General features: G+C 71.3%; 11 protein-coding genes. 3 read left to right on the top strand and 8 right to left on the bottom strand.

Features of this window, described 5'->3' with window-relative positions; all coding sequences use genetic code 11:
- Window positions 1-148: 148 nt before the first annotated feature.
- Entirely contained in the window at window positions 149-778 is a 630-nt protein-coding gene (locus H4W80_RS16935; RefSeq protein ID WP_192785975.1) for an alpha-ketoglutarate-dependent dioxygenase AlkB, read from the top strand.
- 133 nt (window positions 779-911) lie between these two features.
- On the opposite strand, the gene H4W80_RS16930 is transcribed toward H4W80_RS16935, so the two are convergent.
- From H4W80_RS16930 to H4W80_RS16915, 4 genes are all read right to left on the bottom strand, one after another.
- Window positions 912-1,970 carry a WD40/YVTN/BNR-like repeat-containing protein gene (locus tag H4W80_RS16930; RefSeq protein WP_192785974.1) on the bottom strand — a complete coding sequence of 353 codons (1,059 nt, stop codon included), beginning with the start codon at window positions 1,968-1,970 and terminating at the stop codon, window positions 912-914.
- Between the two features lie 57 nt (window positions 1,971-2,027).
- Window positions 2,028-2,909 (bottom strand): D-alanyl-D-alanine carboxypeptidase family protein, encoded by an 882-nt coding sequence (locus H4W80_RS16925; RefSeq protein WP_192785973.1) that lies wholly within the window; start codon window positions 2,907-2,909, stop codon window positions 2,028-2,030.
- Between the two features lie 95 nt (window positions 2,910-3,004).
- On the bottom strand, window positions 3,005-4,195 hold the full coding sequence (locus H4W80_RS16920) for a glycosyltransferase family 4 protein (protein ID WP_192785972.1): 1,191 nt from the start codon (window positions 4,193-4,195) through the stop codon (window positions 3,005-3,007).
- A complete protein-coding gene (locus H4W80_RS16915; RefSeq protein WP_192785971.1) occupies window positions 4,192-5,037 on the bottom strand; it encodes a sulfotransferase family protein in 846 nt (281 codons plus the stop codon). The genes H4W80_RS16920 and H4W80_RS16915 overlap by 4 nt, the downstream gene beginning before the upstream one ends.
- A gap of 89 nt (window positions 5,038-5,126) precedes the next feature.
- On the opposite strand from H4W80_RS16915, the gene H4W80_RS16910 reads away from it, so the two are divergent.
- Window positions 5,127-6,281, top strand: a complete 1,155-nt coding sequence (locus H4W80_RS16910) for a hypothetical protein (RefSeq protein WP_192785970.1) — start codon at window positions 5,127-5,129, stop codon at window positions 6,279-6,281.
- Here the strand turns inward: H4W80_RS16910 and H4W80_RS16905 are convergent.
- Genes H4W80_RS16905 through H4W80_RS16895 form a run of 3 tightly spaced genes read right to left on the bottom strand, consistent with a single transcriptional unit; the run spans window position 6,275 to window position 9,385 of the window.
- Window positions 6,275-7,108: a carbohydrate ABC transporter permease gene (locus tag H4W80_RS16905; RefSeq protein WP_192785969.1), complete on the bottom strand. Its 834-nt coding sequence runs from the start codon at window positions 7,106-7,108 to the stop codon at window positions 6,275-6,277. The two genes, H4W80_RS16910 and H4W80_RS16905, sit on opposite strands and share 7 nt — an antisense overlap.
- Window positions 7,105-8,028, bottom strand: coding sequence for a carbohydrate ABC transporter permease (locus H4W80_RS16900; RefSeq protein ID WP_192785968.1), 924 nt, complete (start codon window positions 8,026-8,028; stop codon window positions 7,105-7,107). The genes H4W80_RS16905 and H4W80_RS16900 overlap by 4 nt, the downstream gene beginning before the upstream one ends.
- A 22-nt stretch (window positions 8,029-8,050) precedes the next feature.
- Complete coding sequence (locus tag H4W80_RS16895) at window positions 8,051-9,385, bottom strand: extracellular solute-binding protein (RefSeq protein WP_192785967.1); 1,335 nt, start codon at window positions 9,383-9,385, stop codon at window positions 8,051-8,053.
- Between the two features lie 207 nt (window positions 9,386-9,592).
- On the opposite strand from H4W80_RS16895, the gene arfA reads away from it, so the two are divergent.
- Window positions 9,593-11,089 carry an arabinosylfuranosidase ArfA gene (gene arfA, locus H4W80_RS16890; RefSeq protein WP_192785966.1) on the top strand — a complete coding sequence of 499 codons (1,497 nt, stop codon included), beginning with the start codon at window positions 9,593-9,595 and terminating at the stop codon, window positions 11,087-11,089.
- 98 nt (window positions 11,090-11,187) lie between these two features.
- On the opposite strand, the gene H4W80_RS16885 is transcribed toward arfA, so the two are convergent.
- Window positions 11,188-12,204, bottom strand: coding sequence for a LacI family DNA-binding transcriptional regulator (locus H4W80_RS16885; protein WP_465263734.1), 1,017 nt, complete (start codon window positions 12,202-12,204; stop codon window positions 11,188-11,190).
- Window positions 12,205-12,646: the final 442 nt, after the last annotated feature.

Here is a 12,646-nt window from a genome sequence, read left to right as displayed (position 1 = left end):
AGCGATGGGTGGCCTCTTCACCTCACGGTGCGGGCTGAGGGCGATGCCACTCGTATCCGGCGATTGCCAGCCTCGCACGACCCCCCGGCAAAGGCGAGCCGACACCCCAGTCGAATGCGTGTTTGAACAAAGGCATACACTTGGCCGTATGACAGCCTCGTTCCAAGCATCTCTGCTCGGCCTCGACGAGGAGCTCGGGGTCGGGCCGCTCGGCGCCACGGTCCGCAGGACGCACCTCGACCACGGCGCCTGGATCGACCTGCGGCCGGGCTGGGTCACGGGGGCCGACACGCTGTTCGAGCGGCTGGCCGGGACGGTGCCGTGGCGGGCGGAGCGGCGGCGCATGTACGACCGGGTGGTGGACGTGCCGCGGCTGCTGAAGTTCTACGACGAGGACGAGACCCTGCCGGATCCGGTGCTGGAGGACTGCCGCCGGGCCCTCAACGATCATTACGGGCAGGAGCTGGGGGAGCCGTTCCGCACGGCGGGGCTCTGCTTCTACCGTGACGGCCGCGACAGCGTGGCCTGGCACGGCGACACGATCGGGCGGGGGAGCACCGAGGACACCATGGTGGCGATCGTCTCGGTCGGCGACCCCCGCCCGCTCCTGCTCCGCCCCCGTGGCGGCGGGCCGTCCATCCGGCGGGACCTGGGGCACGGGGATCTGATCGTGATGGGCGGGAGTTGCCAGCGCACGTGGGAGCACGCGATCCCGAAGACCTCCCGCCCGGCGGGGCCGCGCATCAGCATCCAGTTCCGGCCCCGCGGCGTGCGCTGACCCCCTCCAGGGTCAGCCGAGGCAACAGGGGGTCAGCCGAGGCAAGAGGGTCACGGAGGCTACGGGGTCAGCGGAGGCTACGGGGCGGCGGAGGCTACGGGGTACGGAGGCTACGGGGCGGCGGAGGCTGGAGTCAGCGGAGAGTCAGGCGGGCGAGGCGGCCCTGCTCGCCGGAGGCCCAGCAGGACAGGTCGCGGGTGCAGGACACCGTGTCGAACGATCCGGTGTCGAAGGTCTCCCAGGTGCGCCCGCCCGACCACGTCACGTCGCTGCCCGAAGGCCCCACCGCGACGGCGGCGGACGGCAGGTGCGGGAGCCACGCCACGCCGGAGCGGTAGGCGGCTGGCGGGGTGGCGGCGGCCTGCCAGGTGGTGGCGCCGTCCCGGGTGCGGGCGGCGGCGCTGGGGGAGGGCTGGTCGGGGCGGTAGTCGCCGCCGACCGCGAGACCGTGGTGGCGGTCGCGGAAGGCCAGGCCGAAGACGCCGCGGGCCGGGTCGCCCGCGGGGATCGGGCTGTCGGTGACCGTCCAGGTGCGTCCGCGGTCGCCCGAGTGGAACACCCGTGACCGCTCCGCCCCGCCGGTGGCCAGCCAGGCGTCCCGGCCGCCCGCGGTGACCAGGCACTGCCCGCTCGCCGCGAACCCCGCCTCGCCCGCCAGCGCCTGCGGCATCCCGTCGGCCGGCAGCACCCGCCAGCTCCGCCCGCCGTCGTCCGTGGCCAGGATCCGGAACCTGCCGTCCACCGGGTCGCTCATGGCCAGCCCGTGCCGCCGGTCGAAGAAGGCCAGGCAGTCGTAGAACGCCCGGGGCTCGTCGTTCCTGAACGTCTCCGTCCACGTGCGCCCGCCGTCCTGCGTGCGGTAGACGCGCGAGTCCGTGCCCTCGCCGATCGACAGCGCCACGGCGCTGCGTTCGTCGAACGCCTCGATGTCGCGGAACTGGAGCGCGGAGGTGTCGGGCGGGGAGACGTTCTGCCAGCTCCGCCCGCCGTCGACGGTCCTCAGCACGGTGCCGCCCGAGCCCGAGGCCCACACCACGTCCCGGCTGACGGGCGACAGGCCGCGCAGGCGCGCGGTCACCCCGGTCTCCTTGAGCTCCCAGCCGAGCTTGGGCGTCCCGGCGTGGGCGGGGACCGGGGCGGCGAGTACGGCGGCGGCCGCTGACAGCGCACTCAACGCGATTCGAAGCTTCATGTCGGGCAAACTAGTCCAAAGGATCAACACCGTCCATGGTGTCCGCCCGGGCTTCGGTCAGGCGGACTCGCGGGCCGCCCCCCAGGACAGCAGCGCTTCCGCCGTGTCGAAGCGGCGGCTGGAGTCCGACTCGCCGAGCAGCACGCCGACCAGCGTGTGACCGCGCTTCTCGCCCGCGAACGCCAGCGTGAACCCGGCCGCCCGGGTGAACCCGGTCTTCAGCCCGATCGCGCCCGGCGTCCCGAGCAGCCTGTTGGTGTTGCGCCAGCTGTACGAGCGGTGCTCGGAGGTGGCGTCCAGCGAGTGGTACCGGGTCCCGGCCACTTCCTTGATCAGCGGCACCTGCACGGCCTTGGCCGCCAGCACGCTCTGGTCGCGGGCGGTGGAGTAGCCGTCCCCGCCGCGCTTGGGCAGGCCGTCGGCGTTGACGTACTCGGTGTCGTTCATGCCGAGCTCGCGCGCCGTCGCGTTCATCTTGGTGACGAAGCCGCCGACGCCGGGGCCGTACGTGCGGGCGAGCGCGTGGGCGGCGTCCGCGCCGGAGGGGAGCATGAGGCCGTACATGAGCTCGCCGACGGTGAGGCGGTCGCCGGGCCGCAGGTCGGCGGTGGTGCCGCCGCCGTCCTCCGCGTACTGGACGTCCTCCCGCTTGATCTGCACCACGTCCGTGGGCTTGGCGGTCTTCAGGACGACGTACGCGGTCATCATCTTGGTGACGCTGGCGATCGGGAGGCGGTCGCCGGCGTTCTTGCTGAACAGCTCCTTGCCGGTGGAGGCGTCCATCAGGTAGGCGGCGCTGCCGTACACCGAGGGCGCGTCCTGCTGGACGGCGTGGACGGGCACAGTGGCGGGAGTGGTGGCGTGCGCGGGTGCGGTGAGCCCCGTGACCAGGGCAAGGGCACCTGCCGCAGCGGTCAGGTGAGCTTTCCGGATACGCATCGCTCCAGATTGCCGCGCCCTTTGAGATGCTTTTGCCGAAATGAGCGACATTTCGTGACAAGGGTGCGGAAAGCCCGGCCACGCCGGAGGAATCGTCAGGTAAATCTTTTCCCGGAAGCCCAGAAGTTGTCGGCCACGCGCTCACCCGCCAGCAACTCCGAGAACAAATCCTCCCACAATGGCATCACCAATTCAGGCGCGTACGCACGCGACGCTTTGTGCGCCGCCTTTCCCATCCGCACCCGCAGCTCCCGGTCACCCATGACCCGGCTCAGCGCGGCGGCCAGCGCGTCCACGTCCCGCGGCGGCACGAGCACGCCGTCGACCCCGTCCGTCAGCACGTCGCGGGGCCCGGTCGGGCAGTCGAAGGCGACCACGGGCAGCGCGTGCGTCATGGCCTCGATCATCACCATCGGCAGGCCCTCGAACCGGGAGCTCAGCGCGTACACGGAGGAGTCGGCCAGCTCCTTGTCCAGCCGGTCGGTGCGCCCGGCCAGCGACACGTGCTCGCCCAGCCCGAACCCGTCGATGAGCCCCTGCAACTGGCTCTTGCGCGGCCCGGTGCCGAAGATGCGCAACCGCCACTCCGGATGCTCCCGCACCACCTGCGCGAAGGCCGGGATGAGCAGGTCGAACCCCTTCTGCGGCACCAGCCGCCCGGCCGCGACCACGACGGGATTGACCTGCTGGGAACGTTCCTGGTCGGCCTGATGGACCGCGTTCGGGATCTGCACGATGGGGGTCGAGGGCAGCAGGCGCTGGTACTCGAGGCGGTTGGTGCGCGTCAGCACGGTGACCGCGTCGAACCGGCCGTAGTGGCGGGCGATCTCCCTGCGGATGGTGTCGGGGTAGGCCGACAGGTTCATGTGCTCCTGGGCGACCTTGACGACGTCCCTGGCGGCGCGGCGGGCGGCGATCAGGTTCAGGGCGGGCCTGGTGGTGACGAGGACGCCGTCGCGCAGGCCGGAGACGTACTCCATCGCCGCCCACTCCACCCGCTCGGTGAAGTAGTCGGCCGCGAACTCGCCCCTCGGCACGATCTTGCCGCGTACCCTGCGCCAGGCCCTGCGCCCGAACGAGTCCGGCGTCCTGCCGCCGCGCTGGTCCACCAGCGTGGTGATCCCGACCCGCGGGTCGAGCGCGAACTGGGGGCTCTCGCGCCGCCGCACCAGGCTGACCAGCTCGACGTCGTGGCCCGCGGCGGCCATGGCGTTGGCCTGGTTGACGACGGTGCGGATGGTGCCGCCCATGCCGTACGCGTGCAGCATGAGATAGCGGATCTTCACGTGAGGTACCCCCAGGTCCGGCACATGGGTTTCAGCGCGTCCGGGACCTGGTCCGCGGAGGGGAGCTCCCGCGCGGGCTGCACGGCGCCGGAGCGGATCTTGTCGCGCCAGTCGCCGAGGCCCTTCTCCAGGACGGTCTGCTTGCCGTAGGCGAGCATTCCCGGCTCCCATTCCAGGCCCAGGAACTCGCAGATCTCGCGGGTCGCCTTCTCCGGATCGGCGCTCAGCTCCTCGTACCTGACGGTCAGGCCGGGCAGGGCCGACCTGGCCCGTTGCACGGCCTTCATGTACCGCAGCGCGTCCAGCGCGGCCTCCTCGGGGGTGCGCTTGTCGGGGCTGGCCTCGTGCCAGGACGCGGCGATCGAGGCGGGGTGGCGGAGCAGGAAGACGAAGCGCGCGTCGGGCCAGCAGGCGGCGATGCGCTGGTAGGCGAAGGCGTTCGCGGGGGTCTTGTCCACGATGAACCGTTTGCCGCTGCGTACGAGCTCCCGGTGCAGGACGCGATCCCACAGCAGATGCTCCAGGTCGGCCTGGTTGTGCCCGAGGGCCGCCATCGCCTTGGCCGCCAGGGTCGTGTCGAACTGCACCCGGAGACGGCGTACGTGCAGCTCGTGGGGGGCATGCAGGGCGGAGTGGGCGTTCAGAATCGAGCGCAGGAGCGTCGAGCCGGACCGCACGGGGGACAGGAGGAACACGGGGGAGTCGAGCAACCGGTCGGTCGCCGGATCCGCGGGCGGTCTGATCTCGGGAACGGGCTGGGGAGGAGCCGCTTTTCCTACACGTTCGATCTGGAATCCGGTGAACCTGACCAGCGCTTTGTTCATTTTGCGCTGCCAGTTCATGCCGAGGCAGACTACCCACCGTTCCTGGCAATTCCCTGGCAACGGTAAACGGCGGACGTAATCCCATATTGGCCGATACGCTCGCGCCCGTGGACGATCTCGATCGCGTTTCCTGGGCGAAGCTGAAGCACGCCTACGGCCGGGCCACGGACGTGCCCGGCCAGATTCGGGCGCTCGCGTCCACGGACGAGGACGAGCGCCGGGAAGCCTTGTCGGCGCTCTACGCCAACATCTTCCACCAGGGCACCCGCTTCCCCGCCACCCCGCACGCGGTGCCGTTCCTGGCCCGCCTGGCCGCCGACCCGGCCACGCCCGACCGCGAGCTGATCCTCCATCTGCTCGCCTCCCTGGCCCTCGGCTACGAGGAGGGCCACCTGCCGGAAGGCGTCGGCATCGCGCGCTGGCGCGAGGAGAGCGCGGGCGTGCAGTCCAGGAGCGAGGAGGAGGCCGACGCCCACCTGGAGCGGTGGGTCGACGAGGCGCCGAACGACGCCGTCCGCAGGGACCGGGCCTACGTCCGCCAGACGTACGACCACAGGCTGGAGCGCATGTTCGACGCCGCCATGCTGGCCTCCTACGACGCCGTCAGGGAGAACCTGCCGATCTCCCTCCTGGCCGACGGGGACCCGCACGTCAGGACGGCCGCCGCCTACCTCGTGGGCTGGTTCCCCGAGGAGGCGGAGACCGCCGGGCCCGCGCTCGCCGGCCTCGCCGAGGCCGACGCCGACCCGGTCACGGCCGCGACGGCGATGTTCGCGCTCTCCCTGCTGCCCTGGCCGGCCGGGGCGATCGAGCCCGGACTCGGCCACGCCGACGGCCTCGTACGCGACGCCGCCGCGCTGGCGCTGGTCAACCTGCACGGCGAGGACGCGCCCCCGCCGGCCCGCGACGCCGTCGTCAGGCTCCTCACCGCGACCGGCCCCACCCCGCTCCCGTACGCAGAGGGCGACCTGGCCACGCTGGCCGCCCGCGTCAGCAAGCGACGCCTGCCGGGCGAGGCGCCCGCCAGGGCCCGGGCCCTCATCGCCCGCCTGGCGGCCGCGAAGCCCGTGGACGCCTTCCCGATCGCGGGCGACCTCCTGGAGACCGTCGAGGACGCGCCGGAGCTACGGCACGCCGCCCTCACGGCCATCGCCGACCTGGGTGACGACGCCTGGAGCTGGATCAACCTCCGGGAGGTCCTGCGCGCGCACGGCGTCCCGGACGACCGGGACGCCCTGCGGGAGCACCTGCGGGATCACTGACCGGCCAGGCCCGTGTGGGCCACGCCGCGGACGATCTGCCGCTGGAAGAGCACGAACACCACCAGCAGCGGCAGCCCGGCCAGCACGACCGAGGCCATGATCTGCGCGTACCGCAGCCCGAACGTCCCCTGCACCACGTTGGCCAGCCCGACGGGCAGGGTCATCGTGTTCGGGTCGGTGGAGACCAGGAACGGCCAGAGGAAGTTGTTCCAGGTCGTGATGAACGTGAAGATCGACACGGCGGCCAGCACCGGGCGCGACAGCGGCAGCACGATCGTGAAGAACACCCGCCACCGCCCGGCCCCGTCCACGAAGGCCGCCTGCTCCAGCTCCGGCGGCACGTCCTGGAAGAACTTGAACAGCACGTACACGATCAGCGGCGCCGCCACCTGCGGCAGGATGATCGCCCACCAGGTGTCGACCAGCCCGAGCGCCACCATCTCCGCGAACAGCGGCGCGATCAGCACGTGCGGCGGCACCATGATCCCGGCCAGGATCAGTGCGAGCAGCGCCCGCTGCCCCCTGAACTGCGTACGCGCGAACCCGTAGGCCGCCATCGCCGAGAACAGCACGGTCAGGAACGTGACGATCACCGTGGTGACGGTCGAGTTGATCGCCCACTTGACGATGCCGCCGGTATCCAGGACCAGCCGGTAGGAGTCCAGCGTGATCTCGCTGCCGAACCACTGCAGCGGGACCTTCGTGGTCTCGGTCTCCGGCTTGAGCGAGGTGGCGATCGCCCAGGCGATGGGCGCGAGCCAGACGACCGCCAGGGCCAGGGCGACCACCAGCAGGACGAGCTGGCTGAAGCTGAACCGCTTGGTCATGACGAGACCTCCGCCCGCTTGCGGAACAGCCGCAGCTGCGCCAGAGAGACGATGACGATCAGGACGAACAGGATGTACGAGACGGCCGAGGCGTAGCCGGTGCGGTAACCGGTGAAGCCCACGTCGTAGGCGTACTCGATGATCGGCCTGGTGGAGTCCTGCGGCCCGCCGGCGGTCATCAGGTAGATCTGGTCGAAGACCTTCAGCGAGGCCAGCAGCTGCAGCACCACGATGAGCGCGGTCGTGCGGCCGAGCAGCGGCAGGGTGATCGAGCGCAGCTTGTCCCAGGCGGAGGCGCCGTCGATGGCGGCGGCCTCGTACAGGTGCTGCGGGATCGACTGCAGCGCGGCCAGGTAGAGCAGGAAGTTGAAGCCGACCGTCCACCAGACCGTGGTCAGCACCATCGACCACATGGCGACCGACGGATCGGCCAGCCACAGGGTCTTGGTGCCGAGCGTGCCGTTGATCAGGCCGTAGTCGGGCGGGTAGATCATCTGCAGCCACAGCAGCGACACGACGGCGGACGGCAGCAGGAACGGCCCGAAGAACGACAGCCGCCACAGCCACTGCACGAACCGCAGGTGGTGCACCAGCAGCGCGAACCCGAGGCCGAGCAGCACCAGCGGGACCGTGCTCAGCACGGTGAACACCAGCGTGTTCCACAGCGAGCGCCACATGCGCGGGTCGGCGAACGCCTCGGCGTAGTTGGCGAACCCGACCAGGTGGTTGTTGCCGCCCGCGATGTTCACGCTCGACAGGCTCATCCGGAAGCCCAGCACCGTCGGCCAGACCAGGAAGGCCAGGTAGATCAGCAGGAACGGCGCCACGAACAGCAGCCCGTGCTGCGTCCAGCCGCGCCGGACCTTCTCCTGGGCGACGGGGGCGGCGGTCGCGGGGGGCGCGACGGTGGTGCTGGTCATGCGCCCTCCTTCGTCGGCTCGGTCATTGGCGCTCCTCGGCGGGGAAGGGGTCCGGGGCGGACAGCAGCCGGGCGAGCGCCGCCTTGGCCGCGGCCAGGCCCTCCTCCGGCGTGCGGTCCCCGGTGATGACCGGGGAGAAGGCCTGCCCGAACTCGAGCCACAGCCGCGACGCCGACCCGGCGAACCACACCTGCGGGTCGAGCGAGACCTCGGTGATGACCGAGCGGTACTCCGACTGCGGCTGGAGAGCCAGGTACTCGGGCTCCTCCAGCGCCGGCAGGTACGCGGGCACGTGCCCGGCCACCGCCCAGTCCGCGCTGTTCTTCACCAGGTAGGCGATGAACCGGTACGTGGCCCGCTCCACCTCGGGGTCGCGGTTCCGCTGGTGCGGCAGCACGAACGAGTGGCAGTCGGCCTGCGCCGCCCCCGAGCCGAACACGTCGGGGAACCGGGTCATGCTGAACGGCGTCTTGCGCTCCTTGAGCCCGGTGGTCTCCCAGTCGCCGTTCCACAGGAACGCGGCCTGGCCGTTGGTGAAGTTGGCCACCGACGCCCCGTAGTCGGTGCGCCGGTCGCACAGCCCCTCCTGCCCGAGCCGGCGCATGAACCGCAGCACCTCCAGCGCCTTGGCGTCGTCGATGGCGATCTTGGTGCCGTCGTCCGACAGCAGCGTGCCGCCGCTCTGCGGGTAGAGCGAGTACCACACGCGCCAGGGGCCCACGGTGCCGATGCCGAGCGCGTCGTAGGTCAGCGGGGGCTTGCCGCCCATCACCTCCTTGGCCTTGCCGAGCGCCGCCACCAGCTCGTCCACGCCCTTGGTGGGCTTGAGCTTGCCGTCGGGGCCGAGCAGCCCGGCCTTCCCGCAGATGTCGGTGTTGTAGTACTGCACCATCGGGTGGGCGTCGAACGGGATCGCGTACAGCACCCCGTCGAGGTGGGCGCGCTCCCAGATGGGCGGGCTGAAGTCGGCGCCCCGCAGGCCGGCCTCCTCCAGCAGCTTCACGTTGATGGGGTCGAGGATCTGCCCCGCGCCGATCCCGGCCAGGCGGGCCAGGTGGAAGGTGGCCAGGTCGGGGGAGCGGCCGCCGGAGCCGGCCATCGCGATCTTCGTGTAGTACGGCTCGCCCCAGGCGAGCACGTTCTCCTCGACGAAGATGTCCGGGTTGTCCTTGGCGAACGCCTGGACCATCTTGTTCATGATGATCCCGTCGCTGGCGCCGAGGAAGTGCCAGTACTGGACGCGGGTCCTGGACGAGCCGAGCCCGACGGGGATGGCGCATCCGGTGGCGGCGGCGCCGGCGAGTGCGAGGCTTCCGCCGAGGAGCAGGCGGCGGGAGATGGGAGGGGGATCTTGCACGGTGGCCTCTTCCTGCGAGCTGTCGCTTTCCGCTGAGGTCGGGGGCCGTTTGTTTCCTTGGGGTTACCCGAGTGTTAGCGGTAACAAGAGGTGTGTCAAGCCCCCTCCTTGACCAGGGCGACCTGGTCGGGCACCCCTTGACCGGCCTCCTTGTTATCGCTAACAATCTGGATCACGTAACGCCCGCGAAACCCAGGAGATCTCTCCGTGCACCAGGCCAAACTCACGCTCGATCCCGCGTTCAAGGTCGCCCCGGTCCGGCGGCGCACCTTCGGCACGTTCGTCGAACACCTCGGGCGCTGCGTCTACACCGGCATCTACGAGCCGGGCCACCCGTCGGCCGACGAGGACGGCTTCCGCGGCGACGTGCTCGACCTGACCAGGGAGCTGGGGGTGTCCACGGTCCGCTACCCGGGCGGCAACTTCGTCTCCGGCTACCGCTGGGAGGACGGCGTCGGCCCCGTCGATCAGCGCCCCCGCCGCCTCGACCTGGCCTGGCACAGCACCGAGACGAACGAGGTCGGCGTGGACGAGTTCGTCCGCTGGTGCCGCAAAGCCGGCGTCGAGCCCATGATGGCGCTCAACCTCGGCACCCGCGGCATCGAGGCGGCCCTCGACCTGCTGGAGTACTGCAACCACCCGTCCGGCACCGCGCTGTCCGACCAGCGCATCGCCAACGGCTCCAAGGAGCCGCACGGGATCAGGATGTGGTGCCTGGGCAACGAGATGGACGGCCCCTGGCAGACCGGGCACAAGACCGCCCACGAGTACGGCCGGCTGGCCGCCGAGACCGCCCGCGCCATGCGCATGGTGGATTCCTCCCTGGAACTGGTCGCCTGCGGCAGCTCCAGCTCCAGCATGCCGACCTTCGGCGCGTGGGAGGCCACGGTGCTGGAGGAGGCGTACGACGTGGTGGACTACATCTCCTGCCACGCGTACTACGAGGAGAAGGACGGCGATCTCGGCAGCTTCCTGGCCTGCTCGACCGACATGGAGTACTTCATCCGCTCGGTCGTGGCCACCGCCGACTCCGTCGGCGCCCGGCTGAAATCGCGCAAGCGGATCGACATCTCCTTCGACGAGTGGAACGTCTGGTACCTGTCGCGCTTCCAGAACGCCGCGCCGCCCGCCGACTGGCCGGTCGCGCCGCGGCTGCTGGAGGACCACTACCACCTGGCCGACGCCGTCGCCTTCGGCGGCCTGCTGATCACCCTGCTGCGCAACAGCGACCGCGTCACGGCCGCGTCGCTGGCCCAGCTCGTCAACGTCATCGCGCCCATCGTGACCGAGCCCGGCGGGCGGGCGTGGCGCCAGACCACCTTCCACCCGTTCGCGCAGGCGTCCCGGCTCGCGGCCGGTGACGTGCTGCGGGTGGAGCCGGTGTCGCCCTCGTACGAGACGGCGCAGTTCGGCGAGGTGCCGCTGCTGCACGCGGTGGCCACCCACTCGGACGAAGGCACGACGCTGTTCGCCGTCAACCGCTCGACCGACGGGCCGCTCTCCCTGGAGATCGACACCCGGGCGCTCGGCGGCGCCCGCATCGTCGAGGCCACGACCCTGACGGACCCGGACGTCTACGCCCGCAACACGGCCGACGACCCGGACCGGATCGCACCCCAGGCCAACCCGGACGTGGAGCAGGACCCGGCCCGCGTACTCCTGCCCCCGGTCTCCTGGAACGTGATCCGCCTGTCCCGCCCCTGACCACCCCGCCGGGCTGACCGCCGCCGCTCAGCCCGGCACCTCCGCCGGGCTGAGCACGGGACTTCACCGGCTGATCCTCGCCTCGGGGCTGCTTCCTCCTACGCCTCTGGGGCTGGGGCGGTGCTCTCCCTCACGACCAGCTCGGGCTCCACCAGCCGCCGCGCGTCGACCGAGGCCCCCGCCATCCGGTCCAGCAGCAGGTGGAAGGCGTGCCTGCCCACCTCGTGGAAGTCCTGGCGTACGGTCGTCAGCGGCGGCCAGAAGTACGCCGACTCGGGGATGTCGTCGAACCCCGCCACGCTCACGTCCTCCGGCACCCGCCGCCCGGCCTCACGCAGGGCCCGCAGCACGCCGAGCGCCATCTGGTCGTTGGCCGCGAACACGGCGGTGACCTCGGGATCCTGGGCCAGCTCCTGCCCGAGCTGATAGCCGGAACGCGAGCTCCAGTCGCCCCGCAGCACCTCGGGCACCGGCCGGTCGGCGGACTCCAGCACCCCGCGCCACCCTTCGATGCGCCCGTTGGCGTCCAGCCAGTCGGCCGGCCCGGCCACGTGCCACACCGTGCGATGGCCGAGGCTGAGCAGGTGCCGGGTGACCCTGGCGGCGCCCGTCCGCTGGTCCACCTTGGCCACGGGCACGGGGATGTCGTCCCCGGCGTCGACCGCGACCACCGGCATCTCGGCCGGCAGGTGCCGCAGCCCGTCGGCGGCCGACTCGTGCGGCGCGACGATGATCACCCCGTCCACCGCCTGGTCGCGCAGCCGTTCGACGCCCTCCTCCATCGACCTGCGGCTGAGCGAGGGCAGGCTGGCGATGCTCACGTTGAACCCGGCGTTCCTGGCGGCCTGCTCGATGCAGTAGAGCGTGGAGGCGGGCCCGTACAGGGTGGTGTCGATGCTCACCACCCCGAGCACCCCGGACCGCCCGGTGACGAGCTGGCGCGCGGCCTGGTTGGGCCGGTAGTCGAGCTCCTGCACGGCGGCGAGCACGCGCGCCCTGGTCTCGGCCCGCACCCGATCCGGCGCGTTGAGCACGCGCGACACGGTCATGGCCGAAACTCCGGCGAGCACGGCTACGTCCATGAGCACTGCCGGCCTGCCGTCCCTGGATTTCACGGAGGCTCACCCCCTTGCAGATAACGCTAACAGCCGCCGACCCCGAACGCGCGGACCATTATCGCCGCCCGGCCCGCCTCCCGAAAAGCACGGCCTTCCACGAGGGGGCGCTTCGCGCTCCGAATTCCAGACAGCGCCTCCCAAGGGGCTCCGCCCCCTTTCGATCCCCCGAAACCCCCCGCTCGCCGGGCGCGGCGCGGTCGCGGAAGCCGTGGCCCGGACCCGGGCGAAGAGGGGCATGGGACAGCCGGTGCCCGGCGGGTGCTATGGTGTGGAACGCTCGTGATCAGAGGCTAGGAGACCAGACATGGCAGGTGACGACGACATCTCCGGGTGATACCGGAGGTTGATCGGCCCCGGCAGGCGCACATGACCGCCGCCGATGTGGCCCATGTCGTCATTTCCGAACCCTGTCCCCCTTTACCGGGCGGCTTCGGCGCGC

Source organism: Nonomuraea angiospora, from assembly GCF_014873145.1.
Classification (GTDB): domain Bacteria; phylum Actinomycetota; class Actinomycetes; order Streptosporangiales; family Streptosporangiaceae; genus Nonomuraea; species Nonomuraea angiospora.
The sequence above is the reverse complement of the archived record's forward strand: the minus strand, read 5'-3'. Positions and strand labels throughout refer to the sequence as shown.

What these genes read in the sequence shown, in the direction of transcription:
- H4W80_RS16935 (WP_192785975.1), top strand. Translation starts at nt 149, where the DNA reads ATGACAGCCTCGTTCCAAGCATCTCTGCTCGGCCTCGACGAGGAGCTC.
- H4W80_RS16930 (WP_192785974.1), bottom strand. Translation starts at nt 1,970, where the DNA reads ATGAAGCTTCGAATCGCGTTGAGTGCGCTGTCAGCGGCCGCCGCCGTA.
- H4W80_RS16925 (WP_192785973.1), bottom strand. Translation starts at nt 2,909, where the DNA reads ATGCGTATCCGGAAAGCTCACCTGACCGCTGCGGCAGGTGCCCTTGCC.
- H4W80_RS16915 (WP_192785971.1), bottom strand. Translation starts at nt 5,037, where the DNA reads ATGAACTGGCAGCGCAAAATGAACAAAGCGCTGGTCAGGTTCACCGGA.
- H4W80_RS16905 (WP_192785969.1), bottom strand. Translation starts at nt 7,108, where the DNA reads ATGACCAAGCGGTTCAGCTTCAGCCAGCTCGTCCTGCTGGTGGTCGCC.
- H4W80_RS16900 (WP_192785968.1), bottom strand. Translation starts at nt 8,028, where the DNA reads ATGACCAGCACCACCGTCGCGCCCCCCGCGACCGCCGCCCCCGTCGCC.